This is a genomic window from Paenibacillus sp. RC84 (assembly GCF_041260495.1).
In the GTDB taxonomy this organism is placed as follows: domain Bacteria; phylum Bacillota; class Bacilli; order Paenibacillales; family NBRC-103111; genus Paenibacillus_F.
The window spans coordinates 39,974-61,213 of sequence record NZ_JBGBYL010000017.1 but is presented as its reverse complement, the minus strand read 5'-3'; the positions used below and the strand labels follow the sequence as shown (position 1 = coordinate 61,213).

21 protein-coding genes and 1 pseudogene are annotated in these 21,240 nt (G+C 43.1%); 13 read left to right on the top strand and 9 right to left on the bottom strand.

Going from position 1 to position 21,240, the window contains the following annotated elements:
* Window positions 1–152: 152 nt before the first annotated feature.
* Together ABH899_RS27715 and ABH899_RS27710 are read right to left on the bottom strand one after the other, a co-directional pair.
* On the bottom strand, window positions 153–764 hold the full coding sequence (locus ABH899_RS27715; RefSeq protein ID WP_370002054.1) for a hypothetical protein: 612 nt from the start codon (window positions 762–764) through the stop codon (window positions 153–155).
* A 308-nt stretch (window positions 765–1,072) separates the two neighbouring features.
* The gene (locus ABH899_RS27710; RefSeq protein ID WP_370002052.1) at window positions 1,073–1,300 is read right to left on the bottom strand and encodes a helix-turn-helix domain-containing protein; all 228 of its coding nucleotides are present in this window, start codon (window positions 1,298–1,300) and stop codon (window positions 1,073–1,075) included.
* A 139-nt stretch (window positions 1,301–1,439) separates the two neighbouring features.
* Between ABH899_RS27710 and ABH899_RS27705 the strand changes: the two genes are divergently transcribed.
* Window positions 1,440–1,709 (top strand): LexA family transcriptional regulator, encoded by a 270-nt coding sequence (locus ABH899_RS27705; RefSeq protein WP_370002050.1) that lies wholly within the window; start codon window positions 1,440–1,442, stop codon window positions 1,707–1,709.
* Between the two features lie 496 nt (window positions 1,710–2,205).
* On the opposite strand, the gene ABH899_RS27700 is transcribed toward ABH899_RS27705, so the two are convergent.
* The 3 genes from ABH899_RS27700 to ABH899_RS27690 form a co-directional block, all read right to left on the bottom strand.
* Window positions 2,206–2,667: a hypothetical protein gene (locus ABH899_RS27700; RefSeq protein WP_370002049.1), complete on the bottom strand. Its 462-nt coding sequence runs from the start codon at window positions 2,665–2,667 to the stop codon at window positions 2,206–2,208.
* 187 nt (window positions 2,668–2,854) lie between these two features.
* Window positions 2,855–3,037: a hypothetical protein gene (locus tag ABH899_RS27695; RefSeq protein ID WP_370002048.1), complete on the bottom strand. Its 183-nt coding sequence runs from the start codon at window positions 3,035–3,037 to the stop codon at window positions 2,855–2,857.
* A gap of 146 nt (window positions 3,038–3,183) precedes the next feature.
* Complete coding sequence (locus ABH899_RS27690) at window positions 3,184–4,524, bottom strand: S-layer homology domain-containing protein (protein WP_370002047.1); 1,341 nt, start codon at window positions 4,522–4,524, stop codon at window positions 3,184–3,186.
* A 214-nt stretch (window positions 4,525–4,738) separates the two neighbouring features.
* Between ABH899_RS27690 and ABH899_RS27685 the strand changes: the two genes are divergently transcribed.
* Window positions 4,739–5,017: a hypothetical protein gene (locus ABH899_RS27685; RefSeq protein WP_370002045.1), complete on the top strand. Its 279-nt coding sequence runs from the start codon at window positions 4,739–4,741 to the stop codon at window positions 5,015–5,017.
* 151 nt (window positions 5,018–5,168) lie between these two features.
* Here ABH899_RS27685 and ABH899_RS27680 read toward each other — a convergent pair whose 3' ends face one another.
* Window positions 5,169–5,597 (bottom strand): MarR family winged helix-turn-helix transcriptional regulator, encoded by a 429-nt coding sequence (locus ABH899_RS27680; RefSeq protein ID WP_370002044.1) that lies wholly within the window; start codon window positions 5,595–5,597, stop codon window positions 5,169–5,171.
* 260 nt (window positions 5,598–5,857) lie between these two features.
* On the opposite strand from ABH899_RS27680, the gene ABH899_RS27675 reads away from it, so the two are divergent.
* Window positions 5,858–6,031 carry an SDR family NAD(P)-dependent oxidoreductase gene (locus ABH899_RS27675; protein WP_370002042.1) on the top strand — a complete coding sequence of 58 codons (174 nt, stop codon included), beginning with the start codon at window positions 5,858–5,860 and terminating at the stop codon, window positions 6,029–6,031.
* 178 nt (window positions 6,032–6,209) lie between these two features.
* Here the strand turns inward: ABH899_RS27675 and ABH899_RS27670 are convergent, their stop codons facing one another.
* A complete protein-coding gene (locus ABH899_RS27670) occupies window positions 6,210–6,908 on the bottom strand; it encodes a Crp/Fnr family transcriptional regulator (protein WP_009675171.1) in 699 nt (232 codons plus the stop codon).
* A gap of 41 nt (window positions 6,909–6,949) precedes the next feature.
* Here ABH899_RS27670 and ABH899_RS27665 point away from each other — a divergent pair, with 41 nt between their 5' ends.
* The 7 genes and pseudogenes from ABH899_RS27665 to ABH899_RS27635 all read left to right on the top strand — a co-directional run.
* Complete coding sequence (locus ABH899_RS27665) at window positions 6,950–8,098, top strand: aminotransferase class V-fold PLP-dependent enzyme (protein WP_370002040.1); 1,149 nt, start codon at window positions 6,950–6,952, stop codon at window positions 8,096–8,098.
* Between the two features lie 211 nt (window positions 8,099–8,309).
* Window positions 8,310–9,551, top strand: coding sequence for a metal-dependent hydrolase family protein (locus tag ABH899_RS27660; protein WP_370002039.1), 1,242 nt, complete (start codon window positions 8,310–8,312; stop codon window positions 9,549–9,551).
* Window positions 9,552–9,588: 37 nt separating this feature from the next.
* On the top strand, window positions 9,589–9,798 hold the full coding sequence (locus ABH899_RS27655) for a DUF3311 domain-containing protein (protein ID WP_009675199.1): 210 nt from the start codon (window positions 9,589–9,591) through the stop codon (window positions 9,796–9,798).
* Window positions 9,798–11,279 carry a sodium:solute symporter family protein gene (locus tag ABH899_RS27650; protein WP_370002037.1) on the top strand — a complete coding sequence of 494 codons (1,482 nt, stop codon included), beginning with the start codon at window positions 9,798–9,800 and terminating at the stop codon, window positions 11,277–11,279. Before ABH899_RS27655 ends, ABH899_RS27650 begins: the two co-directional genes overlap by 1 nt.
* Before the next feature lies 1 nt (window position 11,280).
* On the top strand, window positions 11,281–12,474 hold the full coding sequence (locus ABH899_RS27645) for a metal-dependent hydrolase family protein (protein WP_370002036.1): 1,194 nt from the start codon (window positions 11,281–11,283) through the stop codon (window positions 12,472–12,474).
* 252 nt (window positions 12,475–12,726) lie between these two features.
* A complete protein-coding gene (locus ABH899_RS27640; RefSeq protein WP_370002034.1) occupies window positions 12,727–12,858 on the top strand; it encodes a hypothetical protein in 132 nt (43 codons plus the stop codon).
* A gap of 57 nt (window positions 12,859–12,915) precedes the next feature.
* Window positions 12,916–13,233, top strand: a pseudogene (locus tag ABH899_RS27635) (DUF4352 domain-containing protein); the annotation flags it as partial.
* 57 nt (window positions 13,234–13,290) lie between these two features.
* Here ABH899_RS27635 and ABH899_RS27630 read toward each other — a convergent pair.
* Together ABH899_RS27630 and ABH899_RS27625 are read right to left on the bottom strand one after the other, a co-directional pair.
* Window positions 13,291–14,916, bottom strand: a complete 1,626-nt coding sequence (locus ABH899_RS27630) for an S-layer homology domain-containing protein (RefSeq protein ID WP_370002032.1) — start codon at window positions 14,914–14,916, stop codon at window positions 13,291–13,293.
* Between the two features lie 319 nt (window positions 14,917–15,235).
* Window positions 15,236–17,689: an O-antigen ligase family protein gene (locus tag ABH899_RS27625; RefSeq protein WP_370002031.1), complete on the bottom strand. Its 2,454-nt coding sequence runs from the start codon at window positions 17,687–17,689 to the stop codon at window positions 15,236–15,238.
* Window positions 17,690–17,839: 150 nt separating this feature from the next.
* Here ABH899_RS27625 and ABH899_RS27620 point away from each other — a divergent pair, with 150 nt between their 5' ends.
* The 3 genes from ABH899_RS27620 to gmd are packed head-to-tail and all read left to right on the top strand — an operon-like array spanning window position 17,840 to window position 21,237.
* Window positions 17,840–19,135 (top strand): glycosyltransferase family 4 protein, encoded by a 1,296-nt coding sequence (locus tag ABH899_RS27620; protein WP_370002029.1) that lies wholly within the window; start codon window positions 17,840–17,842, stop codon window positions 19,133–19,135.
* Window positions 19,136–19,158: 23 nt separating this feature from the next.
* Entirely contained in the window at window positions 19,159–20,232 is a 1,074-nt protein-coding gene (locus tag ABH899_RS27615; protein ID WP_370002027.1) for a mannose-1-phosphate guanylyltransferase, read from the top strand.
* Between the two features lie 36 nt (window positions 20,233–20,268).
* On the top strand, window positions 20,269–21,237 hold the full coding sequence (gene gmd, locus ABH899_RS27610; protein ID WP_218230774.1) for a GDP-mannose 4,6-dehydratase: 969 nt from the start codon (window positions 20,269–20,271) through the stop codon (window positions 21,235–21,237).
* Window positions 21,238–21,240: the final 3 nt, after the last annotated feature.

Genomic DNA, 21,240 nt, shown 5'->3' with positions numbered 1-21,240 from the left:
TATGCGGCCAAGGAGCTGCAGCGGCGCGGGATTAATGCGGACCGGCAAAAGCTGCTTGCGACGATTGAGGCCGCCTGGATGCAGTATAATAAACCCAAAGCAAAATAATGTATAAAATAAAGCCCCCGCGCCATTAGGCCGGGGGTCTATTCTTATTTCACTTTGACGAACTTCTGAACAAATTGTTCTCGTCCTTGCTTAGTGAAATGTTTATTTGAAATCTGTTCTTTCCATTTCTCGTTACTCTTATCTGCATTTAATTCCGCGAATTTAACCCCGAAAAAATCCTCTACACTCTTTTTATCTAACTCAACAGAAGAGGTCTTTCCTTCAAATGGAATATTGATGTTGACAGAACCGAGATTCGGGAATTCCTTGAACAAACGAGTGGATTCTTCCATTAGAATTTTATTCACTGCATCGCCGGTTGAAAAATACCCTTTGAAATCTTCTTCTTTTAAGTTGGAGTCAGGCTTCGCTTTTTTGAAATCTTGATAGTTTGCAAAATAGTCGACCTGCGCTTGACTGCCATTTTTTACATCGGCCGTTTTAATAAAAGTGCCGCCTTTTAGTTTGGAGGAATACTCAACGAATTTTCCGACTTCATCTTTTGTCAAAGCTGCCGGTGCTTCGGTTTTGGGTGCTTCGGTCGGTTTAGTGGTGGTTTCTGCTTGTGGAGTTGCGTCGGCTTTTTTCGTTGGCTCCGAGCTGCAGCCAGCGGCTAAAACCAAGGCGGCGACGGATACAAAAAGAATCTTCTTCATTTTCTCCCCCTATGAACGTAAATCATATTTAAAATACAAATGCTAGTTTATCAGATGCAGGGAATTATATCCATATGATTTGAGACTTTCAGTTAGTTCAAATTTCCATCAATCAAAACGATGTGGAGAATTGCAATTATGTAAGCATAAAACAGCAAGATTATGACTAAGTTACCTGTTTCCCCGTCGTCTGGTCGTCTTTTTTTCTTTTTCATGATTGTCCACCCGTCCGATAAATTACATATATTGTAACTTAAGTGGACCCATAGGTACAATGACGCTTGTAGGAGTGAGCGAAAATCTGCTCACTACCGCTTACCTTCTTCGGTGTCAATCCATTCATACAAGTCATCCATATAACAATTGAGGATTATTGCTGCTTCCCTGGTTTTAACCAAAGATAAGCGCTTCTCACCACGGACGACTTTAGAAATGAAGGAATCTGAAAGGTTTAATCGTTGGGCCAATTGTGCTTGTGTCATACCTTTACTGTTTAGGAGTTCGGGTAAACGGCTTCTCCCAATACGGAGCGCCAAAGAAACGTACCTCCTTCGCAGACAAATTCATGGTGTTGGGTAAATTGTATCACGCGTAACTCACATAAGGTAATCGCCTATTGAAAGAAAAAAAATCTATATATATAATGGGAACAAATGTTTGTTTTGGAGGCGCCAAATGCTAACCGATATGGAAAGAAAAATTCTCCGTATTCTGTATAATTTCTCATCCATAAATAAACGGATGCCAAGCCGCGTTGAGCTGGGACGTAAGTCGGGGTATACAGCGGACGACATACAAAAGGCATTAGGAGGGCTTAAAGAAAAAGGATATATTTTTGGTGAAAAATTATCAGAAATAGTAATTTTATATGCGTGGGAGAAAAGAAACGAGTCTAGAGAAGAAAGAGGAAACAACCAAACGACCGGATTATATGGGCAAAATTGATTGCATAATGAACATGTTTCTTCTATTATATATACGAGGTAGAGCAATCAAAAAAATCACAAAAAAATCACGTTTTTTCCGATTGAATATGAAATCATACGATACAAATTCAGCATGAATACAAAAAAAAGCTGATTTTAGTAAGAAAACGGTCATCAACGAGCTTGGGTGAGACTGATGGTTAAATGGGCGGCATGATGTAAGATAGGCTGCAAAGCCTGTAGTGGCAAGGTTTCTCCTTGGAGAAACCTGGTTTGCCCACATTGTGTAAAACGAAGACACCTTAGAGTGATGGAAATCGCTCTAAGGTGTCTTCTATTATTTAGGCTCTGTTATTGTTAAATGTTGATTTTCGAGCAAAAGAAAACCGCCTCTTATACGGGCGGTGATTGCACTATCGTTCCCGTTAGCGTAACAAACTTTAATCATGGAGAGGGGTAGCACAGACTTGCTTGGATTGAGCCAATGCACACGATTCCCGAATATACAATTAGGTTTATTGAGCTTTTAGAGCTTGTTTAATTTTATCATTTAAATCTTTATTTCTCGCAATAGTAATGTATTCGTCCGATTTATTAAAATAGTTTTCTGCGCCTAGGATTAATAGTCGGTCTACACCATTTTCTGAAACTACATATTTATATTCCCCATTATCAGTAGCTTCCTGTACTACAATATCTATTTCCTTGCCGTTCTTACGTTCAAGATGTACAAGTTCGAATATTCCCATATCTGTTTTAATGTACATCGAGTTATTAGGATTTGTATTAAAGAATGCAGTGTACTTAGAGTTATGAATTTCTTGAATGTTGAGCCCCTCATTGTATAAATGATCGAGCATCTCCTTAGCATGTTGATATTCGCTTGGTATAACTAATGGTTTTGATTCCTCTTGTGAACACCCGAGAGTCAAGGTGCTTAAAACTAATACGAAAATGATACAAATTTTTCTTAACAAAAAAATCACCTCCTAAACTTGATCCACTCTTTCAAAGCTTCAAGCAAAGTCGCTTCGGAATTGCCTATTTTCTAGTAGAATGGCAATACTGTGATTGGAAGGGACGAAACAATATTAGAAAACAATCCGCTTCCACGCGCATACCACATAATATAAGCACAAACAGGAGATACCGCCGCGCAACCCTTTATGTTTCAAGCATCTGAAATTCACGGAATAGTTTATCCTTGTTAAATGGAATTTTTACAAACACGTTTTCTCCACTGGCAAGAGTAAGTTTGTATACATCAGAACTAAATGACTCTGGAACATCTTCAACATTCAAGACGTTCAACTTTAACTTTTCTATAACTTTTAGAATGGAACTCATATGTTACCTCCTGTAATGATCAGGAGCAGGTCGCCGCGGCGCCTGCTCCAGTTCTGATAATTGCACTATCGTTTCCCGTGAGCTTAATATTTCTGCCTAGCATTGTACAGAGGGTTTTCTTTTCTTTATTAAATAAATCATTCTATTTAATTTAATTCCTCCAACATGTATAGCTCAACATCACTAGCATTTGGTTTCAAAGTACGAATGCCAGTAGGCCATATATTCAAGACTCGTTGATTTTTACGATCGCCAATCATAGTTGAAGAAACATCGATCGTTATTTTGTCTACAAGAACGTTGTATTTGGGCACTATGTAGATGCGAACAGCTACCTTTGAATCAAAATATTTGCCGTTTATGTGATGCTGCGCTTCGCCAACCTTGGGTACAGTATGCTTTCTTAAAAGGAGCACTTCCTTTACTTCAAATGACCCATTCTCAAGTCTTTCCCGCATGGCAGATACGTCCCCAGCATTGAAATAAGTTACAGGATCCTCTCCTACCCCATGTATGTTGATATTTATGGGTGCACGATGTTGAGAATTTTCTATTTCATTTTCAGAAATACTGTGAACAATATAATAAGCATCTTTAATATCTTCTACCGGATAAGCTTCTTTGTACGAATTTCTATACAATTCACTTAATGGATATTGTATTTTATCCCAATATGGTGAGTCTGGGTCATTAGCGTCGATGATATAAAGTCCGGTAATGTCACCGACGAAAAAATCGGTCTCTATATGTAACTTTGTCGTATCAAATTTATTGGCATTTTCTATGCCGAGAAAATTCGACCAAACAGTGAACAGATTAGTTGAATGCCAGAATACTTCTGCGACTTCCAAAGTATGTCGGTCAATCGGTAAACTTTCCCCCGCATTATAAGAAAGGACTCGTTCAATAACTACTACAGCCTGAGCACGAGTTGTGGCGGAATCAAGTGATAATTCGGTAGAGCTTGTGCCCGTCATCAGCCCTCGCCTTACCGATTCATACACCATTTGTTTGGATTCCATATTTTTGTGCATCGAATCGATGTCCTGTATCCTACTTTGTGGGGACGATTCAACCAATTGCTTAAAACTCCTTTGTCGAGTAGCCCTCTCTAAAGTCAATGCCATGTCACCACGGGTGAGTGGTTGATCCCATCCTTTCTGATAATCCCCCTGATAAATACCGCTTTTACCTGCCGATTTGTAAATTGGGGAAAACCAAGATTCCTCCGAGAGCTGGGATTCGATGGGGATTTTTAACGCTCGCACCATCATAGCCAAAAACTCTTCTCCACTCACAGGAGCTTCAGGCTTGAAAGTTCCATCTTGATAACCATTTACATAACCTTTAACGACTGCTGATTTGATTTGCGCTTCAGCCCAATGCCCGGAAATGTCTTTTAAGTTTCCTATGTTCGCTGCTCCTACATCGGGCATAGATGCTAGTGAAAAAATAAATAAAAAAGTGATAATAATTTTTGCCTTCAATTCTGCCACCCCATCCGGTAAATTTAGGTATCTACGAATGTATCGACAAGTTAATGATTCAAGTTTAGTTAGGAATTCCGACTCAACTAACCTGCCCGTTAGCGGGGCGAAGGGCTGCCACGCGGCAGCCCTTCACTGTTTAACTATCGTTCTGCGTTAGATTCCTGTAGATGGATAAATTTCAGCTTTGTAAAAAAAGGAGCGCCTCTGTACGATGGAAGTACGCTACGGGTCCAAAGCCCTCCATGTTGACTCCTGTCCGAGAGGACAGCGAAGATCACGCACGGAAAAATGGTTCTCTTTAAGCAAATCCACCTATCTTGGGTACAACCATTTGAGAGGAAGATTGATTTGGGAAGCGATTGTTACCCATTGTGCAGGTATGGACGTGCATCAAAAAAACATTGTGGTTTGTGTCATGATCGGTTTACCCGATGAAACGCCAACCGCCGAAACCCGCTCTTTCCCGACCACAACGAAGCACTTGTTATGAAATGCTGCGTTAGATGGAATCCAAGGGAGTTGGGCAGTCATGGAAAGTGCAGGAGTATATCGGAAAAAATAGGTGCTGGCTTTCGGGCGCGTCATCTCCCAGCGAAATTTGTATTCAAGTTGCATTTGTCTGGGGATAATCTCAACATTGACTACAGATTTTGATTGATCTTCGTCAAAAGTTGTTGAAGAACTTGCTGATCGTCTTCGTTGAGATTCTGAACGATCTTCTCTTCTACTCGTTGGAAGGATAGTTCGAAGTCATTGATCAAGGCAAGGCCCTTGGGCAGAACGTAGATGTTCTTCTGCCGTTCGTTATGAGCGGGGATCTTCCGTTCGATATATCCCTTCTTCTCAAGTCCCTGAAGCATGCTTGTGATGCTTGCTCCGCGCACATGGAAACGTTCGGAGAGATCTTTCTGAATAAGGCCTTGCTCCTGATGTTCATGGATGAAGGCTATTAATTTTCCCTGCTGAGAATTCAAGCCCAGTTCTTTAATGCTCTCATCGGCTTGTTTCTTTAATTTAAGTCCGATAAGCTGCAGCATTTCCAGAAACGGGGTGCCGGGGTTGGTATCCATGCTGGACTCCTCCTGTCTAACGATTAAATTTCTAATTGTAAGTAATAAAACTATATAAGAATGAATGAATAGTGTCAACGGAACCGGTGGTTAGTTAGGGCTTGCTGAACGATCAATATGTTTGCAAAATCCTAGTTAGGATACGGATAGAAGTCGAATAAAAATATATTGACTATTAGAATTCTAAGTGTTAAATTTTGAACAATCAATCACCCAACTTAATTACACACCAATACACAAGAAAGCTGGAGGAATTAGACATGAATTCATTGAATGGAAAAGTAGCGTTGATCACCGGATCTTCTAGAGGAATTGGACGCGGCATTGCCGAGCGGTTATCGGAATTGGGGGCCAAGGTGGTCATTAATTATTCGAATAGCGCAGAGGATAAAGCCTTGTGCATTAAGGTTTCCCGCAAGGGGAAGACCGCTTGACTAGATCTGTTAAAAAGGCCTCTCAGAGTTCATATCTGAGAGGCCTTTTACGTGCGTCTTTTTCATCCTGTATGGATAAGGTTTTAAAAAATGTTGATTAGATGTGAGAAATTTTATATCTTGTAAACTACTTTACAGAATATTTAGTAAGTAATTAATAAAATGAAGGCATACCCAATTAATTGTGAGTGGTTCCTAAAGAAATCAAGCGCGCCTTGTCTTCAATCACGTACTTGCCGTTTTGTTTGGAAATGACGCCGGTTAGTTCCAATTTTTTCAGGGTTTTTGCCGCTGTCACCCTTGATGTGCTCACTAGATTGGCCAATTCTTGGTGTGTGAAGCCGATTCCGATGAACTCTTTTTCACCGCTTTTTAACCCGTACGTATCAACTAACTGTAAAAGCGTGTGACAAATTCGCTGGATGGCGGAATAAGAGCTTAATTGCAATAATTGGGATGACATGATTCTCATTTTTAAGTTTACCAAAAGCAAAACTTGTCGCGTGAGTTCAAAATTGCTTTTCAACGTTTCTTCGAGTTTTTTTCGATCAATTTTAATTAAAGTAGCTTTACTGGCGGCAATAGCGCTATGGTTGTACGATGCAACGTTATCAAAGATGCCGTTTTCGCCAATCATTCCGTTTTTTCCAATGATTGCGATCGTTTTTTCGACGCCGTTAAGGGAGGTCACATATAATCGAATACGTCCGTTCAGAACCAGATAGACAAAATCATCAGGTTGATTTTCCAAGAAGATAAAAGCATTTTTTTGAAAAACCAGTTTTTGTCCAAGTTGAGGGAGCGGATGCCAATGAAAAGCCAAGCTCTCCAGCCAAGATGTTACCGAAGAATTGATAGCGCTTTCTATCTTGGTCATAGTCATTCTCCTCAAATATAAATTGAAAGCGAGCGATTTCTGTGGACTATCCTTTTGGTAAGGAAAGACAATATTTTCCGATATTGAAAAACAAGATTCAGCTGTCCAGTTGTTCGCAAAGCGCGATGAGCCTTCAAGTGGAAGCGGCCATAAAAGAGTATACCGACGGTTGGTTAGCAGAAGGCATGGACTGGACGGGCTGGGTGCATCGGGTAGAGATGGCTAAACAATCTTTTGCCACACTGATTAATGCGTCACCCGATGAAATTGCGGTGCTTCCGTCCGTTTCATTAGCGGCGGCGGCAGTTGCATCCGCGCTGCAATTTACAACACGCAGGAATAAAGTCGTGACCACCGAAATGGATTTCCCTTCAATCGGGCACGTCTGGTTGGCTCAACAATCTCGGGGGGCCCAAGTCGCATTTGTTCCAAGTGAAAACAACGAGATTCCCATTGAATTTTATGATCAATGTGTGGATGAACAAACGTTGATCGTCTCTATGTCGCATGCTGCTTATTATAATGGACTTAAACAAGATTTAAAACAAATTTCCTCCATTGTTCACGATAAAGGGGCATGGCTATTTGTTGATGCGTATCAGTCAGCGGGTTGTGTTGCTATAGATGTTAAGGAGATGGACGTAGATTTTCTTGCGGCAGGAGCTCAAAAGTACTTGCTGGGGATACCGGGAATCGCCTTCCTATATGTGAAGAAAGAACTTGCCAGTGAATTGCAGCCTTCCATTACCGGCTGGTTCGGCCGAATAGATCCTTTTTCGTTTGATGTTAAATCGCTGGATTATGCGGAAGGAACAAGACGTTTTGATACGGGAACTCCTCCAATGATCAACGCTTACGCCGCTCATGCAGCGCTGGAACTGATTAATCAGATAGGTGTCAATCGAATTGAGTCCTATCTTAACGAATTATCGAGCTTTGCCATTTCTTATGGACAAGAAAAGGGATTAACCATCGCAAGCCCGCTAGATCTCCAGCGAAAAGCAGCGAATACGGCATTTCATTGCCCGAACGCATCCCTGATCGAAATGAAAATGAGGGAAAGAGGAGTTATTGTGTCGGCGCGCAATGATGTCATTCGGATTGCACCCCATTTTTATAATAAAAAAGAAGAAGTGGCTATTGCAATTGATACGCTGTATGAACTGAAATCGCAATTTGCAGGCGTCTAAATTTGAACAATGGAAGAGATGATGCTCACTGAAAAAGACTTTGTACCGATCAAGTTTGGAATCATTTGTTTGGTTACCGATATGTAGGGGGAAAGTGTATGATTTATAATACGATCGGCATGTTCTAAATACAGCTATTCTTTAAATTGTATGCGCTTACTTTTACGGCGCAATCCAATCTTAATTATCAAGAAAAAGGGAGAAATGCTAGATGGCTAACCAGAAAATTTTCAAGAACGCATTGCTCATAGACGGAAAAAGTAACACGGTACAAAAAGAAGCTCTAGTAATGGTGGAAAACGAGAGAATCACGTATGTTGGCTTATACGATGAAACCATCGTGCAACAAGCCGGTGATGCGGAGCTGTTCGATCTAAAAGGCATGACCTTGATGCCGGGAATGATTGATACACACGTGCATCTGTGTATGGCAGGCGAGCCGAGCACCTTCACCGACATGGTCATGGATACACCGGCGTTCGCCGCAATTAAAGGGGTAGAAAGAGCCAAACGCTCGCTCGAAGCAGGATTTACGACACTTCGCACAATGGGCGAAAAGGGGCATATTGATATCGCCATTAAAAAGGCAGTCGAACAAGGAATCATCGTCGGACCCACCATTTTTGCCAGCGGAAAAGCATTGACCATAACAGGCGGGCACGGAGATATGTTTCCTGAAGGAGTAAGTGTGGATGGAATCGGCATCGTATTGGACGGTGTCGACCAAGCAAGAAGAGCTGCTCGAGAGCAGTTAAAGCTGGGTGCCGACAACATTAAAATGATGGCTACGGGCGGAGGAATGTCACCTGGTCCGGGAACGATCGCCCAATTAACCATTCAGGAAATGCAAGCTGCCGTAGAAGAAGCGGTGAAATTCGAGAAAGTCACAGCCGCCCATGCCATTGGTGTAGAGGGGATTCATAATGCTTTGAAAGCCGGTGTTCGAACTATTGAGCATGGGACATTCTTAGACGATCAAGGGATTGAACTCTTTTTGGAGAAAAACGCTTATCTTGTCCCTACACTCTCTGCTTTTAAAACGATTAAATACGGCAGAGCGGGTGGAGTCCCCGAACACCATCTTAAAAAAGTGGAATACTACCAAACTGCCCATGAAGCCAATTTACAAAAGGCGATTGCGGCAGGCGTCAAGATTGTCGCGGGTACGGATGCGGGAACCCCTTTTAATTATCACGGGGAAAATGCGTATGAACTGGAATGTCTCGTGAGAAACGGTTTGTCTGAAATGGATGCGATTAAAAGTGCTACGCAAGTAGCCGCAGAAGCCCTTCGTTTAACGGAACTAGGGGTCATTGAGACGGGGAAAATCGCAGATATGATCGTCGTCGACGGGAATCCGCTGCTTGATATCAAAATCCTTCAAGATAAAGCGAGAATCAAGCGGGTCTATAAAGGAGGGCGACTCGTTCATACCAATTCTGCTGAGTGCTGATTCTGATCATGGAAAAAGCTTGAGGGGGTTAACTAGAATGAGAAATTATTATTGGCTGGTTATCATTCCGTTTATTGGAATGCTCGGAGGTGCCGTTGTCTTTAATCAAGTTACTCCTTACGTATTAGGATTGCCTTTCCTGCTCTTTTGGATCTTGCTGTGGATTGTTCTCTCTTCGCTTACGATGCTGGTAATTTATCAGCTGGATAAATCAAACGGATTGCTCGATAAGGAGGGCGATGACTAATGAATACGGCTCTGCTCATTATGCTTGGGTTTCTTTTGCTGTCTCTCTTTCTCGGGTTAATGGCGAGAAGAGGAAAAGATATGAATATGGAACAATGGGCTGTAGGGGGACGGGGATTTGGCACCGTATTCGTTTTTCTATTACTCGCCGGGGAGATTTACACCACTTCTACTTTCCTTGGGACAAGCGGTTGGTCCTACTCCAAAGGCGGCCCCGCATTTTATATCCTCTGTACCTCTTCCTTAAGCTATTTACTGGGGTATTGGCTGCTGCCGCCGATTTGGAGATATGCAAAAGAGCACAAACTCGTTTCACAATCTGATTTTTTTGCCATCAAATACAAAAGCAAAGGTTTAGGTGTATTGGTAGCGATTGTAGGTGTCTTGGCACTCATACCGTATCTGATTTTGCAATTTAAAGGATTGGGGATTATCGTATCCGCAGCTTCATATGGTTCGATTTCGCCCTCTCTTGCCATTGTCATCTCTACCATCGTCATCACGGTTTATGTAAGCGTTTCCGGTATTCATGGATCGGCTTGGACGGCAGTCATGAAAGATATATTAATCTTTATAATCGTTCTCTTTTTAGGTATTTATCTTCCCTACCACTATTATGGCGGTATTCAATCGATGTTTGAGGCAGTGAATGAAGCGAAACCGAACTTTTTGCTTATTCCTGAAAAGGGGTTATCCTTCTCTTGGTTCATTTCGACAACCTTGCTCACTGTGATCGGCTTCAGCATGTGGCCCCATACTTTCGCAGCTTATTTTTCCGCGAAAAGCACGAACGTATTTAAGAAAAATACGATCATCATGCCCCTTTATACACTGATGCTGCCATTCGTATTAATCGTTGGGTTCACGGCTATCTTACAGGTCCCCGGATTAACCGGTCCCAATGGAGATTTGGCGCTGTTAAAAATATCGATCCAAACGTTCGACCCTTGGCTCGTTGGATTAATCGGAGCTGCAGGATTATTAACAGGGGTCGTTCCCGGCTCCTTGCTGCTCATGGCTGCTTCTACAGCTATCGCGAAAAACATCTACCAAGTAATCTTTCCTGCAACCACAGATGCGGGGCTTAGCAGAGTTGCCAAGATGATCGTTCCGATTATCGCTCTCGTTTGCATGTTTTACGCCATTTTCAACAGCAGCACGATCATGACCCTGCTCCTGATGGGCTATAATTTTGTAACCCAATTATTCCCGCCCTTACTCGCTTCTCTGGTCAATAAGAGATTCTTCACCAAGCAAGGCGCTGCAGCCGGAATGCTCGTCGGTGTTCTCACTGTCATCATTATTACACTGAACGACCTTACGATAGCTCAGCTATTCCCAGGTTTGCCGCAAGCCATTCAAGAATTAAATATCGGGTTCATCGCCGTACTTCTAAATACTGCAGCGTTAATCCTCGTCAGCATGCTTACACGCAAACAAGCTATTCATATGAATAACGTTGGCTTAGATAAGGGGGCTTAACATGAAAACCTACATTCGGAATGTCACTTTATATAACGGACGAGGCAACAAAACGGAAGGCGCCAATATCCTTTTTGATGAAACCGGAATTCTTGGATTAGGTACCTATGATCTGACGAGTCAAGCTGATCTGGTCATTGATGGCACAGGTTTAACCGCACTACCTGGTCTCATTGACTTGCATGTTCATTTGACAATGGATGGCAGTCCCGATTCCATGGGCAAAACAATCGCGGATTCGGCTGGTATTGCTGCCTATCGCGCACTTGTTAGTGCAGGGAAACAGATTCAATCAGGCGTAGTCACCGTTAGAAATTGTGGCTCCAAATACAATATAGATATTGAACTGCGAAAAGCGATTGAAGAAGGGATTGTAAAAGGCCCGAGGATCTTTGCTTGCGGTCAACCGATTACGATGACAGGCGGCCACTGCCATATGTTCGGTACAGAGGTAGATGGCATCGAGGAAGTTCGAAAAACAGCGAGGAGCAAGATAAAAGAAGGGGCCGACTTTCTTAAGCTCATGGCTACAGGCGGTGGACTAACACCCGGGGTAAAGGCAGGAGCTTCCCAACTAACTGAAGAAGAATTAGCTGTCGCTTGCCAAGTTGCCAAAGAGGCAGGAAAACGAACAGCCGCACATGCCCAAGGCAACGAGGGGATCAAAAATGCGATTCGTGCAGGCGTGACAACGATTGAGCACGGAGTCGAGCTGGATGATGAAGCGATCCAATTGATGAAAGACCGTAACACGTATCTCGTCCCGACACTGGCGGCTCCCTATCAGATTGTAAAGAATGGAACGGCTGCCGGCATACCCGAGTTTGCGGTAAGAAAAAATGAGGAAGCCATGATTCCCCATCGTGAGAGCTTTCGCAAGGCACATAAAGAGAAAATAAAAATTGCCGCCGGTACAGATGCGGGTACCCCGTTTAACCTGCATGGAGATTTTGCAACGGAGCTTGAGCTTATGAAAGAAGAAGGCATGTCCCTGCAAGAGGTCATACACGCCGCTACCTACATGGCTGCCGAAGCGCTCGGCATCGAAGGGGAGACCGGCAGCTTGGAGATCGGGAAATGGGCCGATATCATTCTCCTTGAAGGTGATCCCGAAGCGGATTTCTCTGCTTTTCGTCGAGTAACCCATGTATTCAAAAGCGGGGAAAGCATGTACATGCATGCTTTGGAAGTTTAGGGATAGAGGCTGCCGCGGTGCTGCTCGTTGAGCACGGTATGCTATAGTCCGGAGCAGACTTTTTCGAGAAATCGGGAAGTCTGCTTTTTTGTTGAGTTGAACTCACTACTCTTCGTCGCATAAGTGGAACGATAACGGGAAATTTCGCGTAAGGAATAAAAGTGATAAAGTAACGAGGCGGGTTTCATTGAATCCCATATGGGTTTTTCTGGTATAATAAAAGGAGTAAGAAAGCAGAGGAGGCGCGTAGGGATGACGGAAATCATCAAAGGAATAATTCCCTTGATCAGCAATCTGCTGCTGGCCGTAGGCCATTTCTTTTTGCAGAAGAAGATTGACAAGACCAACTGGAAAGTGCCCCAGCGGGAAGAAGATACGAATTAGACTGCCGGGTACAGAGGCGGTCTTTTTTTTGTGACTATAGACCTATAAAAAATGAGTAAAGCTAAAGCGCAAGGTGCTTTTAAAATTGTGAAAGTTCCCCTTACAAACAATCAAAAAGACGCCATTACGATCGATGGCAACAGTTTTAAACTGATAGATGATCAAAAACGTGAGTTTACTTACTCCACAGAAGCACTAATTGCTTTGGAATCTTCCGTTAAAGATAAAAAAGACTCTTTCTTTTTGAAAAAGCTGAACCCGGGCCTTTCCGCTACCGGTTATGTAGTGTTTGACGTACCTGCAGACGCTAAAGGCTTTGTTCTGGAAGCAAGCGGCGGATTTACTGGCAAGAAGATCAAGTTGAAAGTGGAGTAGTCCAAAGTCAAAAGAAAAAAAAGAAAGTTCCTGAAAAGGAACTTTCTTTTTTATTGCTTAGATAAATTTAGCCGCCGTCAGGAAACGCTTCAGCATCGTTGCGCTTTGTGCGCGTGTAGCCTGCTGGAGAGGCTCAATCGTAGTCGAAGTCATGCCGTCGATGATACCGAGGCTGAGTGCCGCAGCAATTTCATCTTTAGCCCAGACGATCGTATGGGAATCTTTGAACTTAGTCAGCATGGCTTGTCCCTTAGTGATTTCCGTGCTGGTGTTTACCCCAGCGTAGCTAAGAGCGCGAACGACCATAGCCGAAAGCTCTTCACGGGTAATCTGGTTGTTCGGACGGAACGTACCGTCTTCATAGCCGTCCACCAGCTTAAGCTTGGCTGCCGTTGCTACTACGTCCGCATACCACTGGTTGGAAGCTACATCTTTAAACGTGGAGGATCCGCCCGTATTTTGAATGCCCAGAGAACGGACGAGCATCGCTGCGAATTCAGCGCGGGTTACACTGCGGTCCGGCTGGAAGGTTGTGTTCGTCACACCGTCCACAACGAGCTTGTTGGCCAGCATCGTAATGTTCGATTCCGCCCAGTGTCCCTTGATGTCCGAGAAGGTCTTGTTAAGCTCCAGTACACCGTAAATACTGTTGCCTTGACGCTTCACCATTACGTCTGTTTTGCCGTCGCTAAACGAGTAGAAAGCGGGAACGAACGTCATGGTTTTAGTCGTTTCGTTATACAGGAAAGCCGTCGTTTTTGCCTGATTCAGCACGGTGTCGAAGTTCAGGCTGCGAGGCACGTACACATTACTGGTGTTGACCATGGTTGTCTTACCGGCGGAAGTAGCTGCTTCCAGGTTAAAATCAGCCGGAGTACCGATGATTTTACCGCCCATTGCAGCCGCTTCCGTCTGCATCGTGCTGCGCATGCTTTCGGAAACGAACTTCACGGTAACACGGATGTAAAGGTCACTTGCTCCAACGCTTAGAGAGGAGGCAAGGGAGTCGTAGTTAATCGTCGCAAGCGGTACATAATAAACGGCGCTGCCGTTTCTGACCGTAATCTGCTTATTGTCGCCGCTCTCTTTCAGCACCCATGCCGGGATATTTACCATATCCCCGTTTAGAACAATCTCCAGCGTGTCGCCTTTGGCAAGGGCATCTTTCAACGCCTGCGCGTCTAGAGAGCCGTCAGGGCCCGCTTTAATGGAATTCACGGCTGTGCTTCCGTCACCGGGAGTGGTCACGCCTCCACCATTGCCGCCGCCTGTGCTTCCGCCCGGAGTAGTGGAACCGTTATCGGAATCATTGTCGTTACCATTGTTATACGCGGCGTTTTCAACGGTTTCGTACACGGAGTCCACTACCGAGTGTAATTTAACATAACGGTAAGCGGAGTCGACAACCGTTTGGAAATCGTATTTATACTGCTGTTTTGCTTCATCGAAATAATTTGCATAAGTAGCTTTGACTACTCCCACGTATTGACCGCTCGGGCCGTAGAGGAGCAATTCTGTTTCATCGCCGTTTTTGTGGTCTAAGTATACGGAACCTTTCACCGTTCCGTTGTTGAAGGAGACACCGGAATAACTTGTTTGTGCAGAAGCAAGAATCGGCATTAGAGCTGAAAGCATCAGCGTCAAGCACAGCATTTGAGCTGTTTTGGTAAACCATTGATTCATCGGGGCAACGCTCCATTCTCTCTTTTGTTTTCTGTCTGTAATCTTGATCTTAAGTTTCATCTTTTGTCGATTCACCTCCCTCACGATGATAGTTCAAACATGTAAGTATTTAACAAGAATAATTATCCGAACGTTGGAAAAATGAAACAAAAAGATGTGCTAAAAGAACCAGAATACTTTTCACAAGCTGGGATTCTTTGTAATGTGTGATGGAAAATAAGGGTAATTTGATTCTAAAACTACCCAAACGGCCTAATGGATTTTATAATAAAAAGCCTGTCCTCCACGTTAAAGGGAGAACAGGCTTTTTATTTTCATCTTACAGCGGAGGTGTGTTTGTGATAATCTGATCAATCTCTTGCTCGACAGTCGGAGTTAACGCTTTTACTTTGTCCAGAACCGGTTGATCGGTTTTATTTTGCTTTTTCAGAGCAGCCAGATAATAGCGAATGCCCGTCTGTGCATTTTCGTCTTTAAGTTCACCGGCAGTGAAAGGTTTCAATAAGGCTTCCGCATCGGCGTACTTGCCTTGAGCAAAGTACATTTGACCCAGATACAGTCTAATGGGTTCCGTTACATCAAATTCACGGCCCTGCAGCTGTCCTTCGGGAAGTTTGGCCAGTTCCTTCATGCGATCGAGAACTTGCTGGTAAACTTGGAGAGCCTGGTTCCACTCCTTATCTGCCTCAGCCTTATTCTTGGCTGCATACCCTTCAAAACCGGCAGTAACATGGTATTGAATACTTCTTTCATAGAAGGTAATATCCCATGGGTAGTAGTTAAGGCCATTTTGAATAAGCTTCTCAACTTGCTCACGCTCTCCCTTAATCTGAAGGGTGTTTAGTTCACGATCCAGAAGAGATTTATTGTAGGGCTCTTTATCTCGTGCGGTATTGATTAATGCTATTTCTTCGTTTAAGTATTTCTCATCCTGAGTCTGTTTATAAATTTGCGCCAAAAGGTCCACTTTTAATAAGACATATTCAGGGTGATTGCCGCGTAAACTCAGCGCATTATTTAACGGCGTTACAATTTCCGTATAATTTTGCGAAGTTTTCGCCACTTCCAGCGCTTTATTATAAGAACTATTTGCACTCAGATAGCGTGCGGAAACAAAGAGGGTAACGATTGAAAGAACAAGTATAACCGAAGGATACACGTATCTTACCGGTGCGGCTTGTTTGGCAAATTCTTTTGTTTTGACGTCTGCAATCATGGCCCCCAGGCAAAGGAACACAAGCGCTCCAATGTACACATAGCTCATATCAAAGTCGAGCACGCTATGCCCCAGGATAGCAATGACAAAGATGAAATAAACAAAATGTTTGTCGCGTTCCTGTTCTGTGCTGCGGATATAGTTACGAATGTAGATCGCAAAGATCGCAACCAGCAGTACAGCCAGAATCAGGATGCCGACAGCCCCGACTTCAACCAGATACTGCATGAAAAAGTTATGAGCTTGACGGACTGTATATGGGTTGTTCTGGTATTGCTCGTACAAGCTCGACCAAGCGCCGCCGCCTGCCCCGAATAGCGGGTAATCCGCAAAAAGCTTGGAGGCGTCTTTGTAAAAAGTGATCCTCTCAAGTACGCTGTGCTGGCCGAAATTGATTGTCTCCAGGCGGATCCGCACATTTTCGGGAAGCAGGTTTTTGAGCGGAGTGGCCATAACAATCAGGACACCCAGAATCCCCAGTACAATGGAACCAGCCGGAATTGCAAAGGGAGCCCACTTCTTGGTGTAGAAATTTCCGAGCTTGCTTTCCAAAGCTGGAGCAAGGAACCGCTGAACCAGCAAGGCAAGGATTCCGTAAATTACGCTAGCTCCGATAAGCAGCATCCAGCCTTTTCCCGAAAGAGAGGCCGAAAACTCTTTGTTCACATCGATACCGATCGCTGTAATCTTGCTTAAAACGGCGAAGGAGGCCAGAGTTGACAATATCGCATGAACAAGTAGGAGGATTTGCCTAGTTGGCTTCTGAAAGATTAGAATAAGAAAGAAAATAATAGGCAGAAAGATAATCGCGCCGCGTGACAGGGTGAGCATAAAGGACACCAGGACCGGTACGAGGAACAATGCGTGTACCAGAACCTTGGACCAGCTGCGGTTCTTCGATATCAGGAACAATCCTGTACCCCATAGAGCGATCAGGAAGCCCGCATAGGTATTGGCGTACTGGAATACGGACGTCAAACGCAGCCCGTTGGAATCCGTCATGACAGCGTCTTTGTAAATGCCGGTAGCGTCAATAGTGGAGAACCATCCCACGATCGCGCCCGCCAGCTTGCCGTTTCCAAGCCAGTTCATGAGGCCGAAAATTACAATGACATAACCGCTGGTCAAGAGTCCGATATGAATAATTTTGTTGCCTAATGCCGATTTGGTCAGATAGGCTCCGATCAGGAACAGCGTTACGAGCACGATCTGAATAAGCAGGAGGTTAACCGCCGAATATTTGGAAGCGGCCGGCAGCAAGGAAATCAGATAAGTGAGCGGAATTAAAAAGATAAACAAACTCAGCAGATCTTTACGTTCCCGCAGCTTCCAGAAGTAGAAGAAGTAGATTCCCGTCAGGAACAGAAAAATGGAAGCCCATATAACTGCGGAATAAATAGGTCTTTCGAAATTCAGCGAATTTCCGTTAAACAAGGCCTTCTGAAAAGGGGCCCAGAATAAAAACAGGGTTACGAACCCGATCAACAGCCAAAAGATGATAGAACTCTTTTCAGCCTGTTCTCTTTCGTCTAGCTTTGGCTTTTTATACGCGTACATCACAGTCTCCCTCTCCGATAAATCTCGACAATATTTTATCATAGCGGAGAAAATATTCCAATTTATCATTGGATGGGGTACAGTTAAAATAGTATACTGATCAGTGGAACCAGAACGATTAAGGGTTGTACAGCAGCAGGGAGTTGTAAAATGAAAGGACATAGCTTTGTAACGAAGTCAGCCCGGCTGGTGTATTCATTGGCATTGAAACTCAAACCTATGCTAATCCGGGTTATTCCGGGCAAACTCAAAACAAGGTTAAGGGATAAGGTATTGAATGCAGCGTACCCCCAAAGTGTAGCTGTATTTGCAAATGCCAATGAATCTATTAGTGATTTTGACAAGGGAATAAATTTAGTGGGATACAACCGAGCCGAGATGGGCATTGGGGAGTCCTGTAGAATAGCTGCCCGTTCTATTGATGCGGTGGATATTCCTTTCGGGGTTATAAACTTCGAAGTTAACAATCTATCGAGAATGGGAGATTTATCATGGGTACACAAAGAAATCGAGGCTCCTCGTTATAATATCAATATTTTTCATATAAATGCGGACCAGATGATTTTCGTTAACACTCACCTGGGGGATAAGATATTTCAAGGGCGATACAATATTGGATATTGGCATTGGGAGCTTCCTGACTTTCCGGAAGATTGGAAAACTAGTTTCAACCTGGTTAATGAAATTTGGGTGCCATCACGGTTTGTTGCAGATTCTATTGCAATTAAATCGCCTGTGCCAGTTGTACGAATTCCTCACAGTATTCAAGTTCATGTTAATAAAGACATGAACAGAAAGCACTTCAATCTTCCTGAGAAATGCTTTTTATTTATGGGGATGTATGATGTCCACAGTTATCAGGAACGAAAGAATCCGAAGGCTGTTATTGAAGCCTTTAAAAGAGCCTTTTCAGCTGATGATCAGGAAGTTGGACTAGTAATTAAGGTTAATAACTCAGATACTAACCTAAAGGAAATGGAAACCTTGCGCGACGAAATTGCGTCACATAAAAATATCCATTTGATACAAGGGACATTAACTCGTGAAGAGGTTAATAGTCTTATAAACAATGTGAATGTATTCGTTTCTTTGCATCGCTCTGAAGGTTTTGGCTTGGGACTTGCAGAAGCCATGTACTTGGGCAAAGCCGTTATAGGCACTAATTGGTCTGCAAACACCGACTTCATGAACGCTAAAAATTCATGTCCCGTCGATTATAAACTTATTGAAATCGGTCAGGATTATGGCCCGTACAAGGCTGGTCAGTATTGGGCAGACCCGGATATCAAGAACGCTGCAAATTATATGGAACGATTGTTTTCAGACCCTGAATACTATAGTGAAATAGCGGAAGAAGGGCAAAAAACTATTCGTAATGAATATTCACCCGAAAGAGTTGGAGGACTTATAAGAGAAAGGCTTAGGCACTTGAGTTTATTAAGCTAGTTAGTAAATGGAGGCTTTATAAAATGGTTGCTACAGCAGTGATAATGGCAGGCGGTAAGGGAGAAAGATTTTGGCCCAAAAGCCGAATCAATCTCCCTAAACAATTTTTAAATATTTCCGGAAATAAGTCTATGATTCAACAATGTATTACGAGACTTGAAAAGATGATTCCAGCCGATCAAATCTTCATTGTCACGAATGAGTTATACGCGGAGTTAATTCAAGCTCAAATCCCTCATCTTCCATCCGATAACATCATTATTGAGCCCGTTGGACGAAATACAGCACCTTGTATAGGGTTAGCTTCCATCATTATTGAGGAAAAGTTTCCTAACAGCTCTATGGTAGTAATTCCATCGGATCATATTATACACAATGAAGAGGAATTTTTAAGTATCATTCAGACAGGTATCCAAGTAAGTGAGAAGAACGGTGTTGTAACCTTAGGGATATCTCCAAACTATCCAGAGACGGGCTATGGGTATATCGAGACCAGTGGTAGTCCGCAAAGATTGAACAATTTCGAAATTCATAAAGTTAATCAGTTTGTGGAGAAGCCTGATCTTGAGAAGGCTATCCAGTATATAGAACAGGGAAACTACTATTGGAATAGTGGGATTTTTATTTGGAAAATTGATGTTATCAGAGAATACATAAAGCAGCATATGTTAGATATGCATGAGATACTAGAAATCATGAAAGTAAGTTTTCTTTCGGAAGAGAGAAATCAGGTTATACGCAGAGAATTCCCCAAAATGCCGGATCAGTCTATTGACTACGGAATTATGGAAAAGATTAAGGACATCTATATGATTCCTTGTATTTTCGGATGGGATGATGTAGGTAGCTGGACAGCTTTAGAACGAATTGATGATTTAGATGAGAATGGCAATGTTATCCGAGGCAATATTCTAAGTTTAGATACCAAGAAATGCATTATTGAGAGCAATGGGAAGCTAATTGCTACACTTGGCGTAGAAGACTTGATTATAGTGGATACAGAAGATGTAACCCTAATTTGCCGAAAAGATAAGGCTCAGGAGATCAAAACCATTATTAAAGAGTTGAAGATTCAAAAGTTAGAAAAATATTTATAGATTTTAAAAACATGCCGATAAGGAGAAACGATAAAAATGACTAAACGTGCACTTATTACAGGAATTACAGGACAAGACGGTTCTTACTTAGCCGAGTTGTTACTGAGCAAAGGCTACAAAGTATATGGATTAAAAAGAAGAACGAGTGTCCCTATTATGGAAAATATTCAACAAATTAAAAATGAAATTGAATTTATTGATGGAGATCTTCAAGACCTAAGTTCTTTAATTCGAGCCGTTCAGATTGCAGCCCCGGATGAAGTCTATAATCTTGCTGCGCAATCGTTCGTAGCCACTTCATGGGAACAGCCGGTGTTAACCGCCCAAGCAACTGCTATTGGTGTTACGAATATGCTTGAAGCAGTTCGCATTGTAAAACCGGAAGCAAGATTTTATCAGGCATCCAGTAGTGAGATGTTTGGGAAAGTCGTGGAAACCCCACAAAAAGAAACAACGCCTTTTTATCCGCGCAGCCCATATGGAGTTGCAAAAGTTTACGGGCACTGGATTACAATCAATTACCGGGAGAGCTTTGACATGTTTGCTTGCTCCGGGATTCTGTTTAACCACGAGTCGCCTCGTCGCGGGGTTGAATTTGTTACCCGCAAAGTAACGGATGCTGCGGCAAGAATCAAGCTTGGCCTGCAAAACGAACTTCGGATGGGAAATCTCGACGCTAAGAGGGATTGGGGATTTGCTGGCGACTACGTAAAAGCTATGTGGCTGATGCTGCAGCAGGATAAGCCCGATGATTATGTTATTTCTACCGGAGAAACTCATACAGTTGAAGAACTAGTTGAAATTGCTTTTAATCATGTTGGGCTAAATTGGAGAGATTATGTAGTAATCGATCCTAAATTTGTGCGCCCGGCAGAAGTGGATCTTTTGTTAGGCGACTGCACTAAAGCCAAAGAGCAGCTTGGTTGGGAACTCGAAGTCGGTTTTGAACAGCTTGTTAAAATGATGGTGGATAGCGATATGGAAAAAATTAAAAAGAACGGATAAGGT

What these genes read in the sequence shown, in the direction of transcription:
- ABH899_RS27715 (WP_370002054.1), bottom strand. Translation starts at nt 764, where the DNA reads ATGAAGAAGATTCTTTTTGTATCCGTCGCCGCCTTGGTTTTAGCCGCT.
- ABH899_RS27705 (WP_370002050.1), top strand. Translation starts at nt 1,440, where the DNA reads ATGCTAACCGATATGGAAAGAAAAATTCTCCGTATTCTGTATAATTTC.
- ABH899_RS27695 (WP_370002048.1), bottom strand. Translation starts at nt 3,037, where the DNA reads ATGAGTTCCATTCTAAAAGTTATAGAAAAGTTAAAGTTGAACGTCTTG.
- ABH899_RS27685 (WP_370002045.1), top strand. Translation starts at nt 4,739, where the DNA reads ATGGAAGTACGCTACGGGTCCAAAGCCCTCCATGTTGACTCCTGTCCG.
- ABH899_RS27680 (WP_370002044.1), bottom strand. Translation starts at nt 5,597, where the DNA reads ATGGATACCAACCCCGGCACCCCGTTTCTGGAAATGCTGCAGCTTATC.
- ABH899_RS27675 (WP_370002042.1), top strand. Translation starts at nt 5,858, where the DNA reads ATGAATTCATTGAATGGAAAAGTAGCGTTGATCACCGGATCTTCTAGA.
- ABH899_RS27670 (WP_009675171.1), bottom strand. Translation starts at nt 6,908, where the DNA reads ATGACCAAGATAGAAAGCGCTATCAATTCTTCGGTAACATCTTGGCTG.
- ABH899_RS27660 (WP_370002039.1), top strand. Translation starts at nt 8,310, where the DNA reads ATGGCTAACCAGAAAATTTTCAAGAACGCATTGCTCATAGACGGAAAA.
- ABH899_RS27655 (WP_009675199.1), top strand. Translation starts at nt 9,589, where the DNA reads ATGAGAAATTATTATTGGCTGGTTATCATTCCGTTTATTGGAATGCTC.
- ABH899_RS27650 (WP_370002037.1), top strand. Translation starts at nt 9,798, where the DNA reads ATGAATACGGCTCTGCTCATTATGCTTGGGTTTCTTTTGCTGTCTCTC.
- ABH899_RS27645 (WP_370002036.1), top strand. Translation starts at nt 11,281, where the DNA reads ATGAAAACCTACATTCGGAATGTCACTTTATATAACGGACGAGGCAAC.
- ABH899_RS27640 (WP_370002034.1), top strand. Translation starts at nt 12,727, where the DNA reads ATGACGGAAATCATCAAAGGAATAATTCCCTTGATCAGCAATCTGCTG.
- ABH899_RS27630 (WP_370002032.1), bottom strand. Translation starts at nt 14,916, where the DNA reads ATGAATCAATGGTTTACCAAAACAGCTCAAATGCTGTGCTTGACGCTG.
- ABH899_RS27625 (WP_370002031.1), bottom strand. Translation starts at nt 17,689, where the DNA reads ATGTACGCGTATAAAAAGCCAAAGCTAGACGAAAGAGAACAGGCTGAA.
- ABH899_RS27620 (WP_370002029.1), top strand. Translation starts at nt 17,840, where the DNA reads ATGAAAGGACATAGCTTTGTAACGAAGTCAGCCCGGCTGGTGTATTCA.
- ABH899_RS27615 (WP_370002027.1), top strand. Translation starts at nt 19,159, where the DNA reads ATGGTTGCTACAGCAGTGATAATGGCAGGCGGTAAGGGAGAAAGATTT.
- gmd (WP_218230774.1), top strand. Translation starts at nt 20,269, where the DNA reads ATGACTAAACGTGCACTTATTACAGGAATTACAGGACAAGACGGTTCT.